The organism is Promicromonospora sp. NPDC050249, from assembly GCF_040656015.1.
Lineage (GTDB): Bacteria > Actinomycetota > Actinomycetes > Actinomycetales > Cellulomonadaceae > Promicromonospora.
Genome location: NZ_JBFAKY010000001.1, coordinates 235771 through 257375 on the forward strand (window position 1 = coordinate 235771; position 21605 = coordinate 257375).

Here is a 21605-nt window from a genome sequence, read left to right on the forward strand (position 1 = left end):
ACCGCACCGACGCCGGAGCCGCCCTCAGCACACACGCTGGGGGCGGCTTCGGCGTTCGGTCACCCGGCCAGACCGGCGCGCGACGACATCGGTGGGGGCGGCGCGGTGCAGGGACGTCAGTCCTCGGCGTAGCCGAGGTCGTCCGTGTCCTCGCCCTCTGCGGCGAGCGCCGTCCGGACCAGCTCGAAGGCCAGCCCGGGCGCGTAGCCCTTGCGTGCCAGCGAGCCGACGGCGCGACGGACCCGGACCTCGCGGTCCAGGCTTCGCGTGCGGGTGATCAGCTTGGTGGCCAGCTTGGCGCCGGCCGCCCGCTCGTCGTCGGAGTCGAGCTGGTCCAGGGCCTCGGTGGCGGTGTCCTCGTCGATGCCGCGCCTGCGCAGCTCCGCGGCGATGCCGCGCCGTGCGAGTCCCCGCTCGGCGTGGCGGGTGCGGACGATGGTCTCCGCGTAGGTCGCGTCGTCCACCAGGCCCACCTCGTCGAACCTGTCGAGCACCTGCACGACGACGTCCTCCGGGTAGCCCTTGCGGGCCAGGGACTGCTCCAGCTCGCGCCGGGACCGCTGTGCCGCGGTCAGGGTCTTCAGGACTGCCTCACGGGCCTTCTCGACGGCCTCGTCGCGGCTGATCTCGCCGGACTCCAGGCGCTCCGCGACGGTCTTGCGGGGTGCTCGGTCGGCGTTGTTGCGCCCTCCGCGGCTGCTCGTCCAGCCACCTTCCCGAGCGGCCGGACGGCCCCGACGCTTCCCCACGCCGGGACCATCCGCTGGATCACCGTACTGCACGTCAGAACGGCGCCTTCTCGGCTGCCGCCTCCGCCTTCTCAGCGGTCTTCGACACCGCCGGCTTGGTGGTGGCCTTCGAACGTGCGGTGGTCGACTTGGTGGCCTTCGCCGTGGTCGTCGTCCGGGAGGACGAGCTCGCCGCGGCGACGGTACCCGCAGCCGGTGCGGTATCGGTGGCGGAAGCCGCCGCGGTCGCGCCTGCGCTCTCGACCGCCGGTGCATCGACCTTCGGGCCGACGCCCAGCTTCTCCTTGACGCGCTTCTCGATGTCGTTGGCGAGGTCGGGGTTGTCCCGCAGGAACGAGCGCGCGTTCTCCTTGCCCTGGCCGAGCTGGTCACCCTCATAGGTGAACCACGAGCCCGACTTGCGCACGAAGCCGTGCTCCACGCCCATGTCGATCAGGCCGCCCTCTCGGGAGATGCCGTGGCCGTACAGGATGTCGAACTCGGCCTGCTTGAACGGCGGCGCCATCTTGTTCTTGACGACCTTCACCCGGGTGCGGTTACCGACCGCGTCCGTACCCTCCTTGAGGGTCTCGATACGCCGGATGTCGAGGCGGATCGACGCGTAGAACTTCAGCGCCTTGCCACCGGTGGTGGTCTCGGGCGAGCCGAAGAACACACCGATCTTCTCGCGCAGCTGGTTGATGAAGATCGCGGTCGTGCCGGACTGGCTCAGGGCACCCGTGATCTTGCGCAGGGCCTGCGACATGAGGCGAGCCTGCAGACCCACGTGGCTGTCGCCCATCTCGCCCTCGATCTCGGCCTTGGGCGTCAGCGCGGCCACGGAGTCGATGACGATGATGTCGAGCGCGCCGGAGCGGATCAGCATGTCGGTGATCTCGAGCGCCTGCTCGCCGGTGTCCGGCTGCGAGACCAGAAGGGCGTCGGTGTCGACGCCGAGCTTCTTGGCGTAGTCCGGGTCCAGCGCGTGCTCGGCGTCGATGAAGGCGGCGATGCCGCCCTGGCGCTGCGCACTGGCCACCGCATGCAGCGCGATGGTCGTCTTACCCGAGGACTCGGGACCGTACACCTCGACGACACGACCACGGGGCAGGCCACCTATACCGAGGGCCACGTCGAGGGCGATCGAACCGGTCGGGATCACCTCGATGGGTGCGCGGATCTCGTCGCCGAGGCGCATGACCGAGCCCTTGCCAAAGCTGCGGTCGATCTGGGCGAGGGCCGCTTCGAGGGCCTTGTCGCGATCTGCTGGTGCGGGCATGTGCAACACCTTCGGTTTCGGGGCGCTCTGTGCGCCGGCATGGATGGCTCTGTACGTCGTTGCCGACCGTACGCGGAGCCACTGACACGGACGCCTTCTCCGGCCGCCGCCTGTGGACGACGTTCCGAAATCCGTGCCTGTGGTCGAAGTCTAGCCGAACGCGTGTTCGAGGCAAGGCAGGACACATCGGTGTGTCGCAGGACATCTCGTCGGCGCGGTGACTCCTGGACCGAGCGGCTCCGGGAACTCACCGATCCCGCCTCAGCGGCGGGGCGGCGGCGCCTGCCGGTGCTTGTCGTTGCCCCACCGGTCGGCGTCGGGCACGTCCAGCGCGTCGCACAGCGCGTGCCACACGTCACGCGGTTCGTCGCCGTCCTCGAGCGCGACAGCCGGTGTCCGGCCGTCGAGCGCGGGCAGCACCTGCTCGCGCGCCAGGGCGCGCCCGTAGCCCGGACCGAACACCTCGTCGATCAGCTGCCAGAAATCCCGTTCGCGCACCCGTCAACCCTACGTCTCCCCCTGCGCGCTCGGTGAACTCCGGGCCGGTGTCAGTGGTCAGGGCCAGAATGGGGTGCATGTCAACGCCCGACGACCCGCTCTCCCGGTTCGGACCCGCGACCCGCGCATGGTTCACCGGTGCGTTCGCGCAGCCCACCGCCGCCCAGGCCGGCGCGTGGGACGCCGTCGCGCGCGACCAGCACGCGCTCGTGGTCGCGCCGACCGGGTCGGGCAAGACGCTCGCGGCGTTCCTCTGGTCGATCGACCGGATCATGTCCACTCCCCCGCCCGAGGACCGGGCCCGTCGCTGCCGCGTGCTGTACGTGTCGCCGCTCAAGGCCCTCGCCGCCGACGTGCAGCGCAACCTGCGCTCCCCGCTCACCGGCATCCGGCAGGCCGCGGCAAGGGACGGCGTGGTGGTACCGGACGTCACGGTCGGCATGCGCACCGGCGACACGCCGGCCAACGAGCGGCGCTCGTTCGCGACCCGGCCCCCGGACATCCTCGTCACGACGCCGGAGTCGCTCTTCCTCATCCTCACCTCGGCGGCCCGCGCCGGGCTCGCCGGGGTGGAGACGGTGGTGCTCGACGAGATCCATGCCGTCGCGGGCACCAAGCGTGGCGCGCACCTCGCCCTCAGCCTGGAGCGTCTCGACGCCCTCCTCGAGCGGCCCGCGCAGCGCATCGGGCTGTCCGCGACGGTGCGCCCGGTCGACGTGGTCTCTCGGTTCCTCGGCGGCGGACGGGCCGACGGCTCGGCCCGCGAGGTCGCCGTCGTCCAGCCGCCGTCGCACAAGGAGTGGGCCATCGACGTGGTGGTGCCCGTTCCCGACCTCGCGGACCTCGACAGCGCGCCCGCCACCGGTCCGTCCGACACCGCGACGTCCGGTGACGACGAGATCGACCTCTCGGGCGAGGCCACGCGGCCATTGCGCAGGGCCTCGGTCTGGCCGCACGTCGAGGAGCGTGTGGTCGACCTGGTGGCCGACCACACCTCGACCATCGTCTTCACCAACAACCGGCGGGGCGCCGAGCGCCTGACCGCCCGGATGAACGAGGTGTGGGCGGGACGCCAGGGGCTGGAGGTCGCCGACCCGGCCAGCACCTGGGCCGCGCTCGTGCCGGGCCAGTCGGGCACCAGCGCCGGCCTCCCTGTTCCCGTGCCCGGACGGCGCGGCCTGCCCGAGGCCGTACCCGGCCGGGACACGACCGGAGGCGCTACCGGGCAGGGCGAGATGATCCTGGCGCGCGCCCACCACGGGTCGATGAGCCGCGCGGAGCGCACACGCACCGAGAACGAGCTCAAGGAGGGCCGGCTGCCCGCCGTGGTCGCCACGTCGTCCCTGGAGCTCGGCATCGACATGGGCGCGGTGGACCTGGTGGTCCAGGTCGGAGCACCGCCGTCCGTGGCGAGCGGGCTGCAGCGCATCGGGCGCGCCGGACACCAGGTGGGTGCGGTGTCCAAGGGTGTGGTCTTCCCGCTGTTCCGCGGCGACCTCGTGCCGGCCACCGTCATCGCGCAGCGCATGCGCGCGGGCGAGATCGAGCACATGCACGTCCCCGCCAACCCGCTCGACGTCCTGGCGCAGCAGGTCGTGGCCGCCCTGGCCGTCGACGACTGGGCCGAGGAGGACCTCCTCGCTCTCGTCCGCCGGTCCGCGCCGTTCACGCACCTCGGCGACGCCACCTGGCGGGCCGTGCTCGACATGCTCGCGGGCCGTTACCCCAGCGAGGACTTCGCGGAGCTGCGCGCCCGCATCACCTGGGACCGCGCAACGGGCATGCTGCGCGGCCGGCCCGGAGCCCTGCGCCTCGCCGCCACGAGCGGCGGCACCATCCCGGACAAGGGTGCCTACGGCGTCTTCCTCGCCACGGACGCGCCGGACGGCGGAGCCCCTGGCGACGCCCTCACCGACACGGTGACCGGCGGCGGCGCCCGCATGCGCGGCGGCAAGCGGGTCGGCGAGCTGGACGAGGAGATGGTCTACGAGTCCAGGGTCGGCGACACGTTCACGCTCGGGTCGAGCACCTGGCGCATCCAGGAGATCACCACCGACCGGGTGCTGGTCACCCCGGCGCCGGGCCTCCCCGGACGTCTGCCGTTCTGGAAGGGAGATGCCCAGGGCCGCCCCGCCGAGCTCGGGCGTGCCGTCGGCGCGTTCGTCCGCGAGGCCGACGCCGCCCTGGCCGCCGACCCCGAGGCCGGGCGCAAGCACCTGCGCGACGGCGGGCTCGACGCCTGGGCGGCGGACAATCTCGCCGCCTACCTCATCGAGCAGCGACAGGGCACCGGACGGGTACCCGACGACCGGACGGTCGTCGTGGAGCGGTTCCGCGACGAGCTCGGCGACTGGCGCGTCGTGATCCACTCGCCGCTGGGCGCCCGGGTCCACGCACCGTGGGCCCTCGTGATCTCTGCCCGTCTCCGGGCACGGTTCGGTCTCGACGTCGCCGCGATGCACTCCGACGACGGGATAGTGCTGCGGCTGCCCGACTCCGGCGGCGGCTGGGACGGCGACACGTGGGACATGGGCGCGGCCGGTCCGGAGGACGGCGAGTCCGGCACGCGGCCGGAGCACACGCCCGGCCGGGTCACGCTCGAGGACCTGCTCCTGGACCCGGACGAGGTCCTCGGCGCCGTCCGCGACGAGCTGGGCTCGTCGGTGATGTTCGCGGCCCGGTTCCGCGAGGCCGCTGCGCGCGCGCTGCTCCTCCCCCGGCGGCGGCCTGACAAGCGGCAGCCCCTGTGGCAGCAGCGCCAGCGGTCCGCCCAGCTGCTGGAGGTGGCCAGCCAGTTCCCCGACTTCCCGATAGTGCTGGAAGCCGCCCGCGAGTGCCTGCAGGACGACTTCGACGTCGCCGCCCTGGCCGACCTCATGCGCGAGATCGCGGCCGGCGGCGTCCGGGTCGTGGAGGTCACGACGCCGACTCCCTCACCCTTCGCGCAGTCGCTCCTGTTCGGCTACACCGCCCAGTTCCTGTACGACGGCGACGCGCCCTTGGCCGAGCGGCGCGCGGCCGCCCTCTCGCTCGACCCGGAGCTGCTCGCAGAGCTGCTCGGTGAGCAGGGTTCCGCGGACCTGTCCGACCTCCTGGACCCTGGCGCCGTCGAGCGCACGGAGGCCGAGCTGGCCGGGCTCGCACCCGACCGCCAGGCCCGCGACGCCGAGGGGCTGTGGGACCTCCTTCGTCGCACCGGTCCGCATCCGCTCGACGCGCTGGAGGCCCGCACCCGCGAGGAGGCTCGGCACGCGGTGGAGCACTGGCTCGACGAGCTGGAGGCCACCCGCCGCGTGATCCGCATCAGGTTCGCCGGCACGGAGCAGTGGGCGGTCGCGGAGGACGCGGGTCGGCTGCGGGATGCGCTCGGCGTGGCGCTCCCGGTGGGGATCCCGGAGACGTTCACCGAACCGGTGCCCGACCCGCTCGGTGATCTGCTGCGCCGCCACGCCCGCACGCACGGGCCCTTCGGCGCCGGTGCCGTGGCTCAGCGGTTCGGGCTGGGTGTCGCGATCGTCGTGCACGGCCTTTCCCGGCTGGAGGGCGACGGCGTGCTCGCGCGCGGCAGCCTCCGCCCCGGTTCGCTGGGCGGCACCGGCGACGAGTGGTGCGACCCAGGGGTGCTGCGCCTGCTGCGGAGGCGTTCGCTCGCGGTGCTGCGGGCCGAGGTGGAACCCGTGGAGCAGGAGGCGCTCGGCGCCTTCCTGCCCCGCTGGCAGAACGTCTCCACGGGCCTGCTGCGGGGTGCGGACGGCCTGGTGCAGGCGATCGAGCAGCTCGCGGGTGCCGCCGTCCCGGCGTCGGCCCTGGAGACCCTGGTGCTGCCCGCGCGCGTGACCGACTACTCCCCCGCCCTCCTCGACGAGCTGACCGTCGCGGGCGAGGTCCTCTGGGCCGGGCACTCCCGCCTGCCTGGCTCGGGCGGCGGGGACGGCCTGGTCTCGCTCCACCTGGCCGACGGCGCCCCGCTCACCCTCCCCGCGCTCGAACCGGTCGAGGAGGAGAGCCTGCTGGACTCCGAGCTGCACCGTGCGGTGCTGGACCTGCTGACCGGTTCCGGCGGCTTCTTCCTGCCCCGCGTCGCCGAGCTCACCGGCGCCGAGCCGGACGCGGTGCTCGACGTGCTGTGGGACCTGGTCTGGGCCGGACAGGTCACGAACGACGGGCTGGGCGCCCTCCGGGAGCGGGTCAGCGGCGCCGGTGCCCACCGAGCGCCGCGGACGGTCCCGCGCGCCCGGCCGGTGCGGCGCTCACGGTTCGCGGTGTCACCCGGGCGGCCTGCGTCGGCCCTCCGGGCGAGTACGTCGGTCCCGGGGGGCGGTGGGCGCTGGGCGGCCCTTCCGATGCGGGAGGCCGACCCGACCGTGCGGGCACACGCACTGACCCAGGTGCTGCTCGAACGGCACGGCGTGCTCACGCGGTCCGGCGCGGCAGCCGAGGGCGTCGGGGCGGGCTACCGCGACGTGTATCGCGTGCTGTCCGGGCTGGAGGAGCGTGCAGCGGTGCGCCGCGGGTACTTCGTCGAGCACCTGGGCGGTTCCCAGTTCGCGCTGCCGGGCGCCGTCGATCGTCTGCGAGTAGACGCGCAGGACCGCACCCGGATCATCGAGGCCGAGCTGGAGGTCGCCGAGCGGACGTCGGCCGTCGCGACCGGCACGGGCGCGAGCAGCACGAGCGGCGCGGTGGTGCTCGCCGCGATGGACCCGGCCAACCCGTACGGGGCCGCGCTCGCCTGGCCTGCGGGGCCGTACGGGCCAGCGGGACCAGCAGGTCCAGCGGCTCAGGACGGCACGGCCGCCGGCCTGCTGGGCGGCGCCAAGGGCGCCGGGTCTGACGGCGGCGTCGGGCTCCTCGTCAGCCCTGTGCTGGACGGCGCTGCGGCGTCGGACGGCAGCCCGGGGAACAAGCACGTCACGGCGCACCGGCCCGGCCGGAAGGCGGGTGCAGTGGTGGTGCTCACCCACGGCGACCTCACGCTCTTCGTGGAGCGGGGCGGGCGCACCGTGCTGTCGTTCAGCCAGAGCCCTGCACGGCTCGCGGTCGCCGCCGACGCGCTGGCCCGTACCGTCCGCGATGGTCGCCTGGGCCGGCTGGTGGTCCAGCGTGTCGACGGCATACCGGCGCTGGAGGCCGCCCGGCACCATCCGGTGGCGCGTGCGCTCGTCGAGGCCGGCTTCGCGGTCACGCCGCGAGGTCTGCGGATCTCGATCCGCTGAGCAGGAAGGCCTGCTCGTCCGTCGGGTGCCCGGTCGACGCACCCGTCGCCGAGCGGGCCGCCTCATCCTCCGCGCTCAGGCTTTCCCGGTCGATGGTGGCAGCGAGCAGGAACAGGAAGCCGATCATGATGATGAAGCCCACGCGTTCGATGAGACCGAACGCAAAGATGCCAGAGTTCGCGAAGAAGACCAGCGACATGTGCACCGCGAGGAACAGCCCGACCACCACGCCCAGGGCGATGGCCGCCGACCGAAGACCCCGCGGGAGGGCGGAGCGGGGCTCCCCGATCGACCGCTCGAGGCTCAGCCCGATCACTGGCAGCACGCAGAACGCCGTCGCGGCGCTCACGCGATGCACGATGGCCGAGAACGACGCGGCAGTGCCTGGCGGGTCGGTCGGGAATGCACCGACCAGAACCATCGCCACGGCGAACACGATCATCGCGACGGCGGGAACCGGGCCGACCGCCAGCCCGCTGCGATACATCCGCACCATGAGGATCAGGCCGAGCACGGCCAGGACCAGGCCGCCGGCCAGGATCAGCTCGCCACCGCCGGGCACGAACGCATACCAGCTGATCGGATCGAGCACCGGGTCGACCGCGGAAGCGCCCACCACGTGCGCCGCCACCATCGGCAGCAGTGCCGTCGCGCCGAACCAGCCGACGGTCCGCATACTGCGGGGGTCTATCTCGGGCACGGACGACAGGTCTGGGTGTATCCCCAGGTCAACAGCAGCGGCGGTCATGAGACTAGGGTCCTGGAGCGGACCCGCGGAAACCATCAGTTTTACCCCTGATCGCGCCCTGATCTTTCTGCGGGCGATCCCTGATACGGCACGGACGGCCATCCGGGCGTAAACCGGACCAGGCCGTGTCGGGTGGGTGATATGTCGGTTGCGCGACGTACCTCGACCCAGGCGCACACTACGCTGAAGCCCCACGACGAGGGGAGCATACGTGCCAGAAGGCGATGTACTGCGCCTCACGGCCGCGCGCCTCACCGCCGCGCTCCGCGGACTGCCGCTCGTCCGCGCGGAGCTGCGCTGGCCGAGCGCCGGAGGGGCCGACCTGACCGGCGCCACCGCGCTGGAGACCAGCGCATACGGCAAGCACCTGTTCACCCGGTTCGACGACGGGCGCACGCTCCACACGCACCTGCGTATGGACGGGTACTGGAGGGTCCACCGCACCGGCTCCCGCGACGCCTCAGCCCGCAACGCCGCCATCCGGGCGGTGCTCGCGACGGAGGCTTGGACCGCCACCGGATGGCACCTCGGGATGCTCGACCTGCTGCGCACCCACGACGAGCAGCGGATCCTCAACGGGCTCGGCCCGGACGTGCTCGGCGCCGACTTTCCCACCACCGGGCTGCCCGACGCCTCGGCACGACTCGTCCGCGAGCCGGACCGGCCGCTGTGTGCCGCCCTGCTGGACCAGCGCACGGTCGCGGGCATCGGCACCATCTGGATGGCGGAGTCGCTGTTCGCGCGGCGTCTGTTCCCGTGGACGACAGCCGGGGCGCTGACCGAGGAAGAGCGCGACGACCTCCTCCGCACCGCGCGCAGGCTCATGGAACGCAGCGTCGCGGTGGGCCGGGCACGGGGCCTTGGCGCCGTCGAGATGCATGCGCACGGCCGGGCGGGCAGGCCGTGCCACCGGTGCGGCACCCCGATCAGCGTCGGCTCGGCGAACGAGAAGCCCTACGAACGCCCTGTGTTCTGGTGCCCCACCTGCCAGGCCCCCGACGCGAGACAGAACTGAGGCCGGGCGCTGATCCGCGCCCGGCCTCAGTTCTGTCTCGCTGTAGCTCTAGCTCGTGCTGATGGCGGCTGGTCAGCCGACAGGTGCCAGGTCCGACTGCGCGACCTCTCGCCGCGCTGCAGTCCGGTCGCCTCCCCTGGCCAGCAGGCCCGCGACGAAGTCCGCCGGGATCGTGTCGGGGATCTGGAATCCTTCGGCCACCGCCACGCGGTCGCTCACCTCACGCAGGACCAAGGACAGCGGCACGTCGAGCGCCTCGCAGATGGAGCCAAGAAGCTCGGACGACGCCTCCTTCTGCCCTCGCTCCACCTCACTGAGGTAACCCAGCGACACTCGCGCCGCCGACGAAACCTCGCGCAGGGTGCGCCCCTGACGCTGCCGCGTGTCACGCAGCACGTCTCCGATTTCTCGCCGTAGTACGACCATCTCGCGCCCCCTCTCAGTGCCTGTCCCTGAACTCACGCCCTGTCCTGCCTGGACCGGACGTGCCTTGCGTGTGGTGCGTGCTCCATGCGTGGAGTTCGTTCTACCGTACCCCGCGCTCGAAGAGTTCCTGCGCCCGCTCCGGGTGGTCGGCCTGTTCATGATCACACCGGGACTAACGCCGTGGATATGAGCCTTGTTCCCGAAGTGCGCCTGCGTCAAGCCCTGTGCAAGATTAAACCAAGAAACTTCACATGTCTGTAACTTCAGGAAACTTCGTGGGGTGTGTCGAATTTTTCACCCGAGGTCTCGCTGACGAGCAGCAACGCCAGATCGAGCACGCCTCGCACGGAGTCAGCGATCACCTTTGACCGGTCACCGTCGAGGTCAAGCCGCTGCACCTCCGACGCTACCGGAGTGCTGACCGCGACGAAAACCACACCCGGCTCTTGACCATCCTGTGGATCTGGTCCAGCGACCCCGGTCGTGGCCAGCCCCACATCGGCGCCCGTGACGGTGCGGATCCCGGCCGCCATCTGGGCGGCCACGGCCTCGTCCACGGCACCCCGCTCGGCGAGCAGGTCGGCGTCCACACCGAGCAGTCCGGCCTTCAGGTCGGTCGCATACGCGACGATGCCGCCACGCAGCACCCTCGACGCGCCGGGTACGGCGACGAGCGCCGCCGTGACCAGGCCGCCGGTCAGCGACTCCGCCACGCCGATGGTCCAGCCCCGTGCGGCTGCCTCCGCCAGCAAACGGGGCGCGGTCATACGATCTGCGTCCTGGCCCGCGCGTCGCGGCGGATCTTCCAGCCCTGGTACACGTACTCGACGCCCGTCACGACGGTCACGACGAACGCCGCCATCAGCACCACCCAGGCGATCACCGTGAACCACTCGAAGCCGTCACGCGGCAGCAGGAACATCGAGATCGCCACGGCCTGCAGCACCGTCTTGAGCTTGCCGCCGCGCGACGCCGGCATCACCTCGTACTTGAGCATGCCCATGCGCATGAACGTGATGCCGAGCTCGCGCACCAGGATGATCACCGGGATCCACCAGGGCACCTCGCCCAGGGGGATCCAGAGCAGGACCAGGGCGGCACCCACGAGCAGCTTGTCCGCGATCGGGTCGAGGAGCTTGCCCAGGTCGGTGATCAGCCCGCGCGACCGGGCGAGGTAGCCGTCCACCTTGTCGGAGACGGCGGCGACCACGAAGATCGCCGTGGCCACGAGCCGCCACGTGGTGTCGTCCCCGCCTTCGACGAGTAGTGCCCAGGCGAAGAACGGGACCATGGCGATGCGAATCATCGTGACGACGTTCGCAATATTCCAGGGCGACGGAGCGTCGTTGACCATTGCTCAAGCCTAACTGCGGTTCACCCGCGGCCCGACCGCCCGGCGCGCGTCACGCTCGCCGCGACGGACCGCCTGCCATAACATCCGCAGGTGAACACCGTCAGCGCCCCGCGGTTCCTGGCCCACGTGGCGCTCTGTACCGCGCTCGTCGCCACCGCCGTCGGCTGCACCCCTGCTACCGACCCGGTCGCGGGTCCCTCCGGCAGCGCGAGCACCACTCCGTCCCCCTCGGCCACGCCGCCGCCACCGCCACCGCCGCAGGACATCGAGCTCACGCTGCTCGCGGCGGGCGACGTCCTGACCCACAAGGCGGTCAACGAGTCCGCGACCGGAGCGGAGGGCATCGACTACTCGCCGCTGCTGTCGGGCATCGATCCCTGGGTCGCCGGCGCCGATCTGGCCCTGTGCCACCTGGAGGTGCCGGTCGCGCCGCCAGGCGTGGCGCCTTCGGGCTATCCGGTGTTCCGCGCGCCCGCCGAGATCGTCCGCGACCTGGGCGAGCAGGGCTGGGACGGTTGTTCGACGGCGTCCAACCACGCGGCCGACGGCGGGTACGACGCCCTCGCGGCGACCCTCGACGCGTTCGACCAGGCCGGGATGGGCCACGTCGGTACGGCGCGCGACGAGCAGGAGTCACGCGGAGCCCAGTTCTACGAGCTCCACCGCGACGGCCGGACCGTCACCGTCGCCCACCTCTCCGCGACGTACGGGCTGAACGGCCTCCAGCCGCCCCGCGGGACCTGGTCGGTGGACATCATCGACCCGGCACGGATCGTCCGGCAGGCCAAGGCGGCGCGGGCCGCTGGCGCGGACCTCGTGGTCGCCAGCCTGCACGACGGCGTCGAGTACGTCACCGAGCCCACAGAGCACCAGCGGGAGGCGACGCAGGCCCTGGCTCGCTCAGGGCAGATCGACCTCGTGATCGGTCACCACGCCCACGTCCCGCAGCCTGTCGAACGCCTGGGAGGCGGCCCGGGAGGCGACGGGATGTGGGTGGCCTACGGCCTGGGCAACCTCCTGTCCAACCAGGGGGCGGACTGCTGCGTGCCGGCCTCGGCGGTCGGCCTGCTGATGGTGGCGGACATCGTGCAGGCTCCGGAGGGGAACACCCGGGTCACCGGTGTCCGCTGGGCGGCGACCACGGTCGACCGCGGGGCGGGCCACCGCCTGCGGAGCACGCGCGACGCCCTCGCACGGCCGGACGGCGCCGTGCTCACGGCCGCCGAGCTCCAGGAGCGCCTCCTGATCGCGCAGGAGGCGGCCGGGGACGGCGCGAAGGAGCAGGACAGGCCGTCCACCTCCACGGGCGAACCGCCGCGCGTGGTCCCGCGCACCCCCTGACCTGATCCGGTCAGCGCAGCGCCTCGGCGCCGTCGTGGTAGTCCGTGGCGACCGGAGGCATGTGGCCGTCGGTGCCGTCGGCGTACTGGTCCGGCGACGCGGCGGACCTGTCGTCCGCGCCGTCGTCCCCCGAGGCCGACTGGTCGAAGACCTGCGCCTGCGGCTCGCCACGGATGAGGGCGAGCGCCGAGGGGAGGTCGTCCGCGGCAACCAGCACGTCGCGCGCCTTGGACCCTTCAGAGGGCCCCACGATCTCGCGGGACTCCAGGAGGTCCATGAGCCGCCCCGCCTTGGCGAAGCCCACGCGGAGCTTGCGCTGCAGCATCGACGTCGAGCCGAACTGCGTGGTGACGACGAGCTCCGTGGCCTGCAGCAGCAGGTCGAGGTCGTCGCCGATGTCGTCGTCCACCTGCTTCTTCGCCGCGGCGGGCGCGGCGACGTCCTCGCGGTACACAGGCTTGAGCTGGCTCTTCACGTGCTCGACGACCTGGTGCACCTCGGACTCGGTGACCCAGGCGCCCTGGACACGCATCGGCTTGGCGGCGCCCATGGGCAGGAACAGCGCGTCACCCTGACCGATGAGCTTCTCGGCGCCCGGCTGGTCGAGCACGACCCGCGAGTCGGTGACCGACGACGTCGCGAACGCGAGCCGCGACGGCACGTTCGCCTTGATGAGCCCGGTGACGACGTCGACGGACGGACGCTGCGTGGCCAGCACGAGGTGGATGCCCGCCGCGCGGGCCAGCTGCGTGATGCGCTGGATCGAGGCCTCGACGTCGCGCGGGGCGACCATCATCAGGTCGGCCAGCTCGTCGACCACGACCAGCAGGTACGGGTACGGCGCGATCTTGCGCTCCGAGCCGGGCAGCGGCTTGACCTTGCCCGCCCGGACGGCGGTGTTGAAGTCGTCGATGTGCTTGAAGCCGAACAGCGCCAGGTCGTCGTACCGGGCGTCCATCTCGCGCACCACCCAGTCGAGGGCCTCCGCGGCCTTCTTGGGGCTGGTGATGATCGGCGTGATGAGGTGCGGGATGCCCTCGTAGACGGTGAGCTCGACGCGTTTGGGGTCCACCAGGATGAGCCGCACCTGCTCGGGCGTGGAGCGCATCAGGATCGACGTGATCATCGAGTTGATGAAGCTCGACTTGCCCGCGCCGGTGGCGCCGGCCACGAGGATGTGCGGCATCTTCGCGAGGTTCGCCACGACGTAGCCGCCCTCGACGTCCTTGCCCACACCCATCACCATGGGGTGCTCGGTGCGCCGCGCGGCGCCCGAGCGCAGCACGTCGCCCAGCACCACGGTCTCGCGGTCCGTGTTCGGGATCTCGATGCCGATGGCGGACTTGCCCGGGATGGGCGACAGGATGCGCACGTCCGCGCTCGCGACCGCGTACGCGATGTTGTTGGAGAGCGACGTGATGCGCTCGACCTTGGTCTTGGCGCCCACCTCGACCTCGTACCGCGTGACCGTCGGCCCGCGGCTGAAGCCGGTGACCTTGGCGTCCACGCCGAACTGCTCGAACACGCCCGTCAGCGACTCGACCACCCGGTCGTTGGCCGCCGACCGTGCCTTGTGCGGCGCTCCCGCGACCAGGAGGTCCTCGTCGGGCAGCAGGTAGACCGTGTCGCCCTCCAGCATGGGCTGCACGCCCCGCGGCATCGGCTCGCCCGCCTGCGGCGGCCTGGGCCCGTCCGACTTGGTGGCGGCCTTGGCGCCTGACGCCGCCCGCTCGCCGTCGGGGCCGAGCACCCCCGGCCCGATGGCCGGAGCGCCGGTGACCTTGCCCGCGGACTCACTGGTCGGGATGCGCTGCGTCATGAGCCTGCCGGCCTTCGCGGCACGCTCGGCGGCCTCCACCTCGGCGGCCTTCTCGAAGGCCTCGTCGCCCACGAACCCGGCGAGGCGCTCCTTCTCGGCGGCGATCTCCTCCTTGCTGCGGCGCTTGCGGCGCTTCGTGGCCCCGGTGGTGCCGTCGTGCCGCGAGACGCCGTCGGCGAGCGAGAGCCCGTCCTCGTCGGTGGCGGCCCCCTCGCGGTGGTTACCGGTCAGCCGGTCGTACATGCCGCGCAGGCGCGCTGGGATCCGGTGCACCGGCGTCGCCGTCACGATGAGGACGCCGAAGAAACCGGCCAGGACGTACAGCGGGATCGCGAACCACTGCGTCAGGCCGGTGACCACCGGCGTCGCGAAGAGGAACCCGATGATGCCGCCCGCGTCCTGCACGGGGGCGAAGCCCGCCGTCGGCGAGGGCAGACCCGCGCTGATGTGCACGAGCGAGCACGTGGCGACCACCAGGAAGCTGAGCCCGATCGCCACCCGGCCGTTCTGCTGGGCGCGCTCCGGGTGGCGCATGACGCGGAAGGCGAGCCAGACGAGCAGCACGGGCAGGGCTACGCCCGCGATGCCGAAGGTGCCGGCGACCACCGCGTGCACACCGTCGCCGAACGGTCCGTCGATGCCCCACCACTCGCGTGCGGCGACGATCACCGCGACCGCGAGCAGGGCGAAGCCGACGCCGTCGCGCCGGTGGTCCGGTTCCAGTTCCTGTCCTCCCTGCTGCTTCTGCGTGCCCTCGTCGGACGGGTCCTGCACCGTCCGCGGCCCGGCGGCGCGGGTGGCGCCACCCACCGCGTGCGCCATCCCCATCCACAGCCCGCGTAGTGCACGGACCGGCCACGGCGGGCGGGACGGACCGGACGCGGCCTTGGCCGCCGGGCGGGCAGCCCCCCGGCGCTGCGCCGGTCGCTTCGACGCGGCAGCCTTGGGCTTGGCGCTCTTCGCGCCCTGCCCGGATCCCTTCCCGGAGCTTCGCCGGGCCGACGTGCGGGTCGCCATGATGTCGCCACCGTAACCGGGGAGCGCGGCCGGGCCCAGGAAGTCCCGCGGTGTGTCCCAGGACCGGGTTCTTGTCCGCTTTGCCGGGATCAGGCTCAGTCGGTATGGCCTGAGCCTGCGGTTCCGCTTCCGGCTCAGCCCAGAAGCAGCCCCACCGCCAGCGTGACGACCCCGGCAGCAAGGACCGCCGCGCCGACCGGGAGCAGCACCACCGCGCGGTTGGGCCTCGTCCGCCCCTCGCCCATCGCGGAGAAGAAGAATCCGGCAGGCATCAGGATCGCCGCGTACAGCACGCCGGTGGCGGCCAGCCAGTGCGCGAACCCCGTCAGGCTCGTCGCCTCGGACAGGAGCAGGCAGAGCAGGCCGAGGATCACGAGCACTCCCGCATGCGCGTGGCCTGCCCGGTAGAAGCTCTTCTGCAGGTCGGTGGTGACCAGCCGGCCGCCGAAGACCTTGAGCAGGAAGAACCCGCCCGACTCGATCCCCACGACGGTCAGCAGCACGATGCCCGCTGTGATGCGGGCCGGATCCGAGAGCTCGAGCACGGCGTCCTCCAGGGACTAGCTGTTCCGGTGTTTCATAACAGTGTTATCAAACAACGTTCGCAAACGGACGTCAAGGCTTCTAGACTCGCGCCATGGCTCGACCACGACTGCACGACGACGCCCTGCGCACCCGCCTGCTCGAGGTCGCCTCGCGGATGATCTCCTCCGACGGCGAGAGCGCCGTGACCGTGCGCAAGGTTGCCGCGGAGGCGGGCACCAGCGCGTCGGCCGTCTATGCGCTCTTCGGCTCACGCGAGGCGCTGGTCGCGGCGGTCAGCGACGAGGGTTTCCGACGCTTCGCCGAGCGCCTCGCCGCCGTCGGCCAGGGCCACGACCCCGCGGCGGACCTGCGCGCCCTCGGCGGCGCGTACCGGAAGTTCGCCCTGGCGGACCCGCACTTCTACCGCGTCATGTTCTACCGCGCGGTGGCACCGGCCGACGGCGGTCCGGCGGCCGCCGTCGAGCGCCCCACCTTCCAGGTGCTGCACGACGCCGTCGCCAGGGCGCTCGACGGCGCGCCGCCCGAGCGCGTGCTGGGCGCTGCCGTCGGGCTGTGGGGGCTGGTGCACGGGCTGGTGTCGCTCGAGCTGGCCGGGCTGCTGCCCGGGGACGAGAGCGCACGCGAGGCGGCGTTCGACCGGGCCGCCGGAACGGTCGGGCCGGCACTGCTCGCGGGCTGACGCCGGTCACGGGTCAGCCGGTCCGGCTGGTCCGGCCGACCTGGCCTGGCTGGCCGGACCGGCCGGCCTGGCCGCTCAGGAGCCGGCGGCCCGCCAGGACTCGACCTCTGCCAGATAGGCGGCGACCCGGTCCGGCGGCAGGAACGACCCCCGGAACGATGCCGCCGCGAGCGCCGCCCGCTGCTCCCGGGTGAGGTCGAAGGCGGCGGTGACGGCGTCGTCGACGTCGTCCACGTAGGCGCCGAAGTACGGCGGGTCATCGGAGTTGATGCTGACGAGCATGCCCGCCTCGATCATCGCGGGCAGCGGGTGCTCGTCCAGGGTGGGGACGGCGCGGAGCCGCACGTTGGAGACGGGGCACACGGTGAACGGGACCTGTTCCGCCACGACGCGGGCGACGAGCTCCGGGTCGTCGACGACTGCGATGCCGTGGTCGATCCGCTCGGCGTGCAGGAGGTCGAGCGCGTCCCGGATGTTCTGGGCGGGCCCTTCCTCCCCCGCGTGCGCGGTGCGGCGCAGGCCGGCTTCCTCCGCGCGCGCGTAGACCGCCTGGAACAGACCTGGCGGGTAGCCGACCTCCGCGTTGTCCAGCCCCACGCCGACGATCGGCGCGTCCGCCGCGAGCAGCCGCTCCAGGACGTCGAGCGCGTCGGCGCTGTCGCGGTCGCGGTGGAACGCGGCGATGAGCAGGGTAGTGATGCCGTACTCGGCCTCGCTGCGCTCGAGGACGCCGGCAATGCCGTCGACGACGGCCTCCAGCGGCACCCCGCGCACCAGGTGCGCCTGCGGGTCGAAGCTGATCTCCGCGTGGCGCACCCCGGCGCGCGCCGCCCGCACCAGGTAGGCGCGGGTCAGGTCGGCGAAGTCGGCCTCGGTGCGGAGCACCGACATGCCCGCCGAGTACAGGTCGAGGAACGACTGCAGGTCCTCGAACTCGTACGCGGCACGCAGGCTCGCCGGGTCCGGATACGGCAGCGCCACGCCGTTGCGTGCGGCGAGCTCGAACGCCAGCTCCGGTTCCAGCGTGCCCTCGATGTGCACGTGCAGCTCTGCGCGAGGAGGTCGCGACGTCGAAGCGGGTGTGGTCATGACGGCAGGTTACGTCCCGTCAGCGCCCCCGATCAGGCGAACCCGGCGGCCTTCTCCTGGGCCGCCGTGGTCTCCCGGACGATCCTTACCCAGTAGACGAACGCCACGGTGAGCGCGACGGCGGCGACGGACCGGACGATGATCTCCACGTCCTGTGCGGACGAGGTGAACACGCGCAGGCCGGACAGCAGCCAGAAGGTCCACCACAGGCCCAGCGCGGCTCGGCGCTGCCCGTCGGGCAGGACCGCGCCGCGGATGTCCCGGACCACCCGGAAGGGGACCCAGAGGTTGGCGACGGGGACCAGCCAGCCGAGCCAGGTCCAGGCCCTGCCGTGCGCGAACCGGGCTCCGGGGTTCCAGGCCTCGGCGAACGAACGGCTGGCCTGGAGCCAGACGCAGGCGGCGACGTAGGCGGCCAGGCCGAACAGGAGCGCCACGGTGGCGCCGTTGGGGTCGATCCGGATGCCCAGGCCGATGTTGAGGCCGAGCGCCTCGCCCCTGCCGCCCGTGACGAACAGGATCGCCAGGCCGGCCAGCTCGACGAAGATCAGGCAGGACGCGGCCACGATCGTCCCGACTGCCAGCCCCGCGGGCGGTTCGGGCAGCGGCTTGCTGGACGTGCGACGACGTGCGGGCGGGTGGGCCCGGTCGACGGGCACTCGCTGCTGCCCGCTGACCGGCGTGTGCGGTCCTGCGTGCTGTCCGGTGCTCGCACCGGCGTAGTGCTGCGGGTACTGGGGTTCGGCGTAGGGGGACTGCGGATGTGCGGGGCTGCCTAGCTGCTCCGGGTGGGGCTGCATGCCTCGCTGGGGGACGGGCTCGCCCCAGGGGGCAGCGCCGTTCTGGTGGGGGGTGCGCGGGTCGGACATCAATGGCCTCCGATGTGTTCCGGCCACCGTACTCACACCGCAATGTCCGATAGCAACCAGTTGCGGGTGAACCAGCGCCCAACTGGCGATTTTATGGATGCAAGGTGGACTTTCGTGGGGCTGTGCGGGCGGTGAGCACGGTCCCGGGCCTTGAGTCCGGTTCAGCGGCGCGCCAGATCGGGGTGCGGCACCTCCCGGTACAGGCGGAGCGACGCGAGCAGCAGCCAGGCGAACCCGACCACCACGGCGAGCCACAGCCCGCCCATCCCGGCAGGGCCGAGCGCGGCCCCGCCGACGAAGCCCGCGAGGACCACGACCCCGGCAGCCCTCGACCAGGCCGCGTGCCCACGCTCACCGTGCCGCGCGAGCCATCCGCCGAGCAGCAGGGCGGCGACCCCGAACGCGATGAACCCGATGCCGCCGAACGCGAAGTGCAGCACGCCGGAGAGGCTCATCGTCGTGGCGCCGTCCTGCCCGGGCGGGAACCCGGGCATCGGGTCCGGCGGGAAGATCGCGCTCGCCACCATGGCGGCGCCATAGACACCCACCCCGATGCCGGTGCCGCGGGCGCCCGCCCGGACCAGCCCGATCCCGGCGACCAGCACCATCACGCCGCTCAGCGCCAGGTTCGTGATCTGCATCCAGCCGCCGTCGCCCAGCATGAGCACGCTCAGCGGGTGCCGCGCGAAGTCGAACCCATCCCGGGTGAACGCCAGGACGAGCCCGACGAGCAGGTAGAACGGCCCCGCGACCACACCCCAGCCGAGCATCGACCGTGTCACCGCGGCCGCCGTGTCGAACTTTCTCTCCTGTGCCATCTCGCCCTCCGGACGTGTCGCGCCGGCGAGGTGCCGACGTCCTCCCCGGTAGACGACGGCGGCAACGGGAACTGAGCGATGCGCACCGATCCGGGCCCGGGGCGTGACCCGAGGCCGACCGCTTCAGGCCTGGGCCGGATCAGTCCGGCCGGGCGACGCGGCCCAGCAGGGTGGCAAGCTGCGCCAGCTCACTCGCCGACAGCGCGGCCAGCGGGGTCTTCTCCAGCACCGTCGAGACCAGCTCGTCGCGGACCTGACGGCCCTTGCCGGTCAGCACCAGCACCCGGGAGCGGCGGTCGTCCGGGTCCACCGCGCGCTCCACCAGCCCCCGGTCGACGAGCTGGTTGCTGATGAAGGTGAGGTTCGGTGCGTTGCAGTAGAGGCGCTCGGCCATCAGCTTCATCGAGGGCGGCGGCTCGTCCGGGTCGATGACCCACAGCGCCTGAAACGTCGCCGGCGTCATCTGGTGCTCGGCCAGCGACTCCCCCAGCAGGTCGTTCGTCCGCATCCAGAGGTCGTGCGTCGCGGCGACCACCGCGGTGAGGTCGGGCCTGGTCATGCCCACATCCTACCGATACTTCGAGGCTCGAAGGAATCGTGCTACGTTCAGCGCCCCGATACTTCGAGTCTCGAAACAATGGAGGACCTTGTGAGCGACGACTACCGCGGCGTCACCGCCCTCGTCACCGGCGCGTCGAAGGGGCTCGGGCGGGCTTACGCGCTGGAGCTGGCACTCCGGGGAGCCCGCGTGATCCTGCTGGCCCGGTCGGAGGCAGACCTCCGGGCGGTTGCCGCCCAGATCCGCGAACGGCACGCAGGCATCGATACCGAGGTGATCACCGGCGACCTCGCCGCACCCGACGGCCCCGAACGAGTTCTGCGCGAGCTGCGCGACCGCGGCCTGACCATCGACCTGCTGCTCAACAACGCCGGTGCGGGCAGCGTGGGCCCGTTCCTCGGCCGACCGCTCGGGCCGCAGCTGAGCACCGTCGGGCTGAACATCAGCGGTCTGCTCACGCTGACCCACACGATCGGGGCCGAGATGGTCGCGCGCGGGTCGGGCGGCATCATCAACGTCTCGTCGACCGCGGCCTTCCAGCCCATGCCCTACCAGGCCAGCTACGCGGCGACGAAGGCGTTCGTGCTCTCCTTCACCGAGGCACTGGCCGAGGAGCTGCGTGGCACCGGCGTGCACGTCATGGCGGCGCACCCCGGCGCCGTCGCCACCGGTTTCTTCGACGGCACCACGGCCAGCATCGACGAACGGCTGGCCGATGCCCCGGCCGCCGTCGCGACCCGCACCCTGGACGACTACGCCCGGCGGCGCGCGGTCTCCTATCCGGGCCGCGCCGTGACCCGGGCGATGACCTGGCCGGCACGCCTGCTGCCGCGCACGCTCGTCCCGCGCCTGACCGGCGGGCTCAACCGCCGGCTGCGCCTGCACGAGGTGGCCGACGCCGCCTAGCCGACGGCCGTGTCACCGTTCGGTGCCGAACCTGACGCAAGGGCCAGCTGGCCACGGCGGACACGCATCACGATCGCCGTCCACGCCCAGCACGCGAACAGCCCCAGGACCGCGCTGGCGATGTACTGCTCGCTCATCAGGAGCACGTCGTCCTCGAGCACGCCGATCCCGGCGAGTCCTCCCAGCCGATCCACGGCAGTAAAGGAGAGCACCAGCATGAGGAGCCAGCAGCCCCACCACGGGAACACGTACCAGGCGACGCGTCTGCGCAGCGTCGCCCGCCAGACGTCGGACACCACCCACGCCGGGAACCACAAGGACACCAAGGGAACCACCCAGCCCAGCCATGCCCAGGCGATGGGCAGCGAGAACCATGAACGCGGGTTGTGCACCTCGGCGAACCGGCGGCTCCGGTGCAGCCAGAGCGCCACGACCACGAACGCCGCGACGAGGAACGGGCGTACCGGCAGATTGAAGAGGGCGAACGGGGCGAGAGCCGACTCCTGGTACGTCAGACCCTTGTCGACCGCATCCCGCCAGATCTCCTCGGACGCATCGGCCGCGACGCCGAGGACCGCCAGCCAGGCGACCCAGGTCCAGCCCAGCACGATCACCGCCTCGGCGAGGCCCGTCGGCGGTCGGCGGCCGGGTGCTGCGACTCCGCTCACCTGCGCATCGGTCGACACCGGCCGCGGCGA

Annotated in this window: 19 protein-coding genes; 5 read left to right on the forward strand and 14 right to left on the reverse strand. The window is 72.3% G+C overall.

Annotated features, from left to right (window positions below):
• Positions 1–116 precede the first annotated feature (116 nt).
• From AB0I32_RS01065 to AB0I32_RS01075, 3 genes are all read right to left on the reverse strand, one after another.
• Positions 117–749, reverse strand: coding sequence for a regulatory protein RecX (locus AB0I32_RS01065; RefSeq protein WP_357501951.1), 633 nt, complete (start codon positions 747–749; stop codon positions 117–119).
• Positions 750–783: 34 nt separating this feature from the next.
• Positions 784–2007 carry a recombinase RecA gene (gene recA / locus AB0I32_RS01070; RefSeq protein ID WP_357501953.1) on the reverse strand — a complete coding sequence of 408 codons (1224 nt, stop codon included), beginning with the start codon at positions 2005–2007 and terminating at the stop codon, positions 784–786.
• A 261-nt stretch (positions 2008–2268) separates the two neighbouring features.
• Positions 2269–2505: a DUF3046 domain-containing protein gene (locus tag AB0I32_RS01075; RefSeq protein ID WP_357501955.1), complete on the reverse strand. Its 237-nt coding sequence runs from the start codon at positions 2503–2505 to the stop codon at positions 2269–2271.
• Positions 2506–2573: 68 nt separating this feature from the next.
• Between AB0I32_RS01075 and AB0I32_RS01080 the strand changes: the two genes are divergently transcribed.
• Complete coding sequence (locus AB0I32_RS01080) at positions 2574–7721, forward strand: DEAD/DEAH box helicase (RefSeq protein WP_357501957.1); 5148 nt, start codon at positions 2574–2576, stop codon at positions 7719–7721.
• On the opposite strand, the gene AB0I32_RS01085 is transcribed toward AB0I32_RS01080, so the two are convergent.
• Entirely contained in the window at positions 7687–8469 is a 783-nt protein-coding gene (locus AB0I32_RS01085; RefSeq protein WP_357501959.1) for a DUF998 domain-containing protein, read from the reverse strand. The two genes, AB0I32_RS01080 and AB0I32_RS01085, sit on opposite strands and share 35 nt — an antisense overlap.
• 211 nt (positions 8470–8680) lie before the next feature.
• On the opposite strand from AB0I32_RS01085, the gene AB0I32_RS01090 reads away from it, so the two are divergent.
• Positions 8681–9484, forward strand: coding sequence for a DNA-formamidopyrimidine glycosylase family protein (locus AB0I32_RS01090; protein WP_357501961.1), 804 nt, complete (start codon positions 8681–8683; stop codon positions 9482–9484).
• Positions 9485–9556: 72 nt separating this feature from the next.
• Here AB0I32_RS01090 and AB0I32_RS01095 read toward each other — a convergent pair whose 3' ends face one another.
• The 3 genes from AB0I32_RS01095 to pgsA form a co-directional block, all read right to left on the reverse strand.
• Positions 9557–9910, reverse strand: a complete 354-nt coding sequence (locus tag AB0I32_RS01095; RefSeq protein ID WP_116674556.1) for a helix-turn-helix domain-containing protein — start codon at positions 9908–9910, stop codon at positions 9557–9559.
• Between the two features lie 263 nt (positions 9911–10173).
• Positions 10174–10623: a CinA family protein gene (locus AB0I32_RS01100; protein ID WP_357501964.1), complete on the reverse strand. Its 450-nt coding sequence runs from the start codon at positions 10621–10623 to the stop codon at positions 10174–10176.
• A gap of 50 nt (positions 10624–10673) precedes the next feature.
• Complete coding sequence (gene pgsA / locus AB0I32_RS01105; protein ID WP_357501966.1) at positions 10674–11264, reverse strand: CDP-diacylglycerol--glycerol-3-phosphate 3-phosphatidyltransferase; 591 nt, start codon at positions 11262–11264, stop codon at positions 10674–10676.
• Between the two features lie 90 nt (positions 11265–11354).
• On the opposite strand from pgsA, the gene AB0I32_RS01110 reads away from it, so the two are divergent.
• The gene (locus AB0I32_RS01110) at positions 11355–12605 is read left to right on the forward strand and encodes a CapA family protein (RefSeq protein ID WP_357501968.1); all 1251 of its coding nucleotides are present in this window, start codon (positions 11355–11357) and stop codon (positions 12603–12605) included.
• A gap of 10 nt (positions 12606–12615) precedes the next feature.
• On the opposite strand, the gene AB0I32_RS01115 is transcribed toward AB0I32_RS01110, so the two are convergent.
• Both AB0I32_RS01115 and AB0I32_RS01120 read right to left on the reverse strand, forming a co-directional pair.
• A complete protein-coding gene (locus AB0I32_RS01115) occupies positions 12616–15441 on the reverse strand; it encodes a DNA translocase FtsK (RefSeq protein ID WP_357501970.1) in 2826 nt (941 codons plus the stop codon).
• A 134-nt stretch (positions 15442–15575) separates the two neighbouring features.
• On the reverse strand, positions 15576–15986 hold the full coding sequence (locus AB0I32_RS01120; RefSeq protein WP_357501972.1) for a hypothetical protein: 411 nt from the start codon (positions 15984–15986) through the stop codon (positions 15576–15578).
• Positions 15987–16078: 92 nt separating this feature from the next.
• Between AB0I32_RS01120 and AB0I32_RS01125 the strand changes: the two genes are divergently transcribed.
• On the forward strand, positions 16079–16666 hold the full coding sequence (locus AB0I32_RS01125; RefSeq protein WP_357501974.1) for a TetR/AcrR family transcriptional regulator: 588 nt from the start codon (positions 16079–16081) through the stop codon (positions 16664–16666).
• A 75-nt stretch (positions 16667–16741) separates the two neighbouring features.
• Here AB0I32_RS01125 and AB0I32_RS01130 read toward each other — a convergent pair whose 3' ends face one another.
• The 4 genes from AB0I32_RS01130 to AB0I32_RS01145 all read right to left on the reverse strand — a co-directional run bounded on the left by AB0I32_RS01130 (position 16742) and on the right by AB0I32_RS01145 (position 20001).
• Positions 16742–17755, reverse strand: a complete 1014-nt coding sequence (locus AB0I32_RS01130) for an adenosine deaminase (protein WP_357501976.1) — start codon at positions 17753–17755, stop codon at positions 16742–16744.
• A 32-nt stretch (positions 17756–17787) separates the two neighbouring features.
• Positions 17788–18624, reverse strand: coding sequence for a DUF4328 domain-containing protein (locus AB0I32_RS01135; RefSeq protein ID WP_357501978.1), 837 nt, complete (start codon positions 18622–18624; stop codon positions 17788–17790).
• Between the two features lie 161 nt (positions 18625–18785).
• Positions 18786–19442 (reverse strand): DUF998 domain-containing protein, encoded by a 657-nt coding sequence (locus AB0I32_RS01140; protein ID WP_357501981.1) that lies wholly within the window; start codon positions 19440–19442, stop codon positions 18786–18788.
• Between the two features lie 139 nt (positions 19443–19581).
• The gene (locus AB0I32_RS01145; RefSeq protein ID WP_357501983.1) at positions 19582–20001 is read right to left on the reverse strand and encodes a MarR family transcriptional regulator; all 420 of its coding nucleotides are present in this window, start codon (positions 19999–20001) and stop codon (positions 19582–19584) included.
• A gap of 90 nt (positions 20002–20091) precedes the next feature.
• Between AB0I32_RS01145 and AB0I32_RS01150 the strand changes: the two genes are divergently transcribed.
• Positions 20092–20907, forward strand: a complete 816-nt coding sequence (locus AB0I32_RS01150) for an SDR family oxidoreductase (protein ID WP_357501985.1) — start codon at positions 20092–20094, stop codon at positions 20905–20907.
• Here the strand turns inward: AB0I32_RS01150 and AB0I32_RS01155 are convergent.
• Positions 20904–21575: a DUF4328 domain-containing protein gene (locus AB0I32_RS01155; protein WP_357501987.1), complete on the reverse strand. Its 672-nt coding sequence runs from the start codon at positions 21573–21575 to the stop codon at positions 20904–20906. The two genes, AB0I32_RS01150 and AB0I32_RS01155, sit on opposite strands and share 4 nt — an antisense overlap.
• Positions 21576–21605 lie beyond the last annotated feature (30 nt).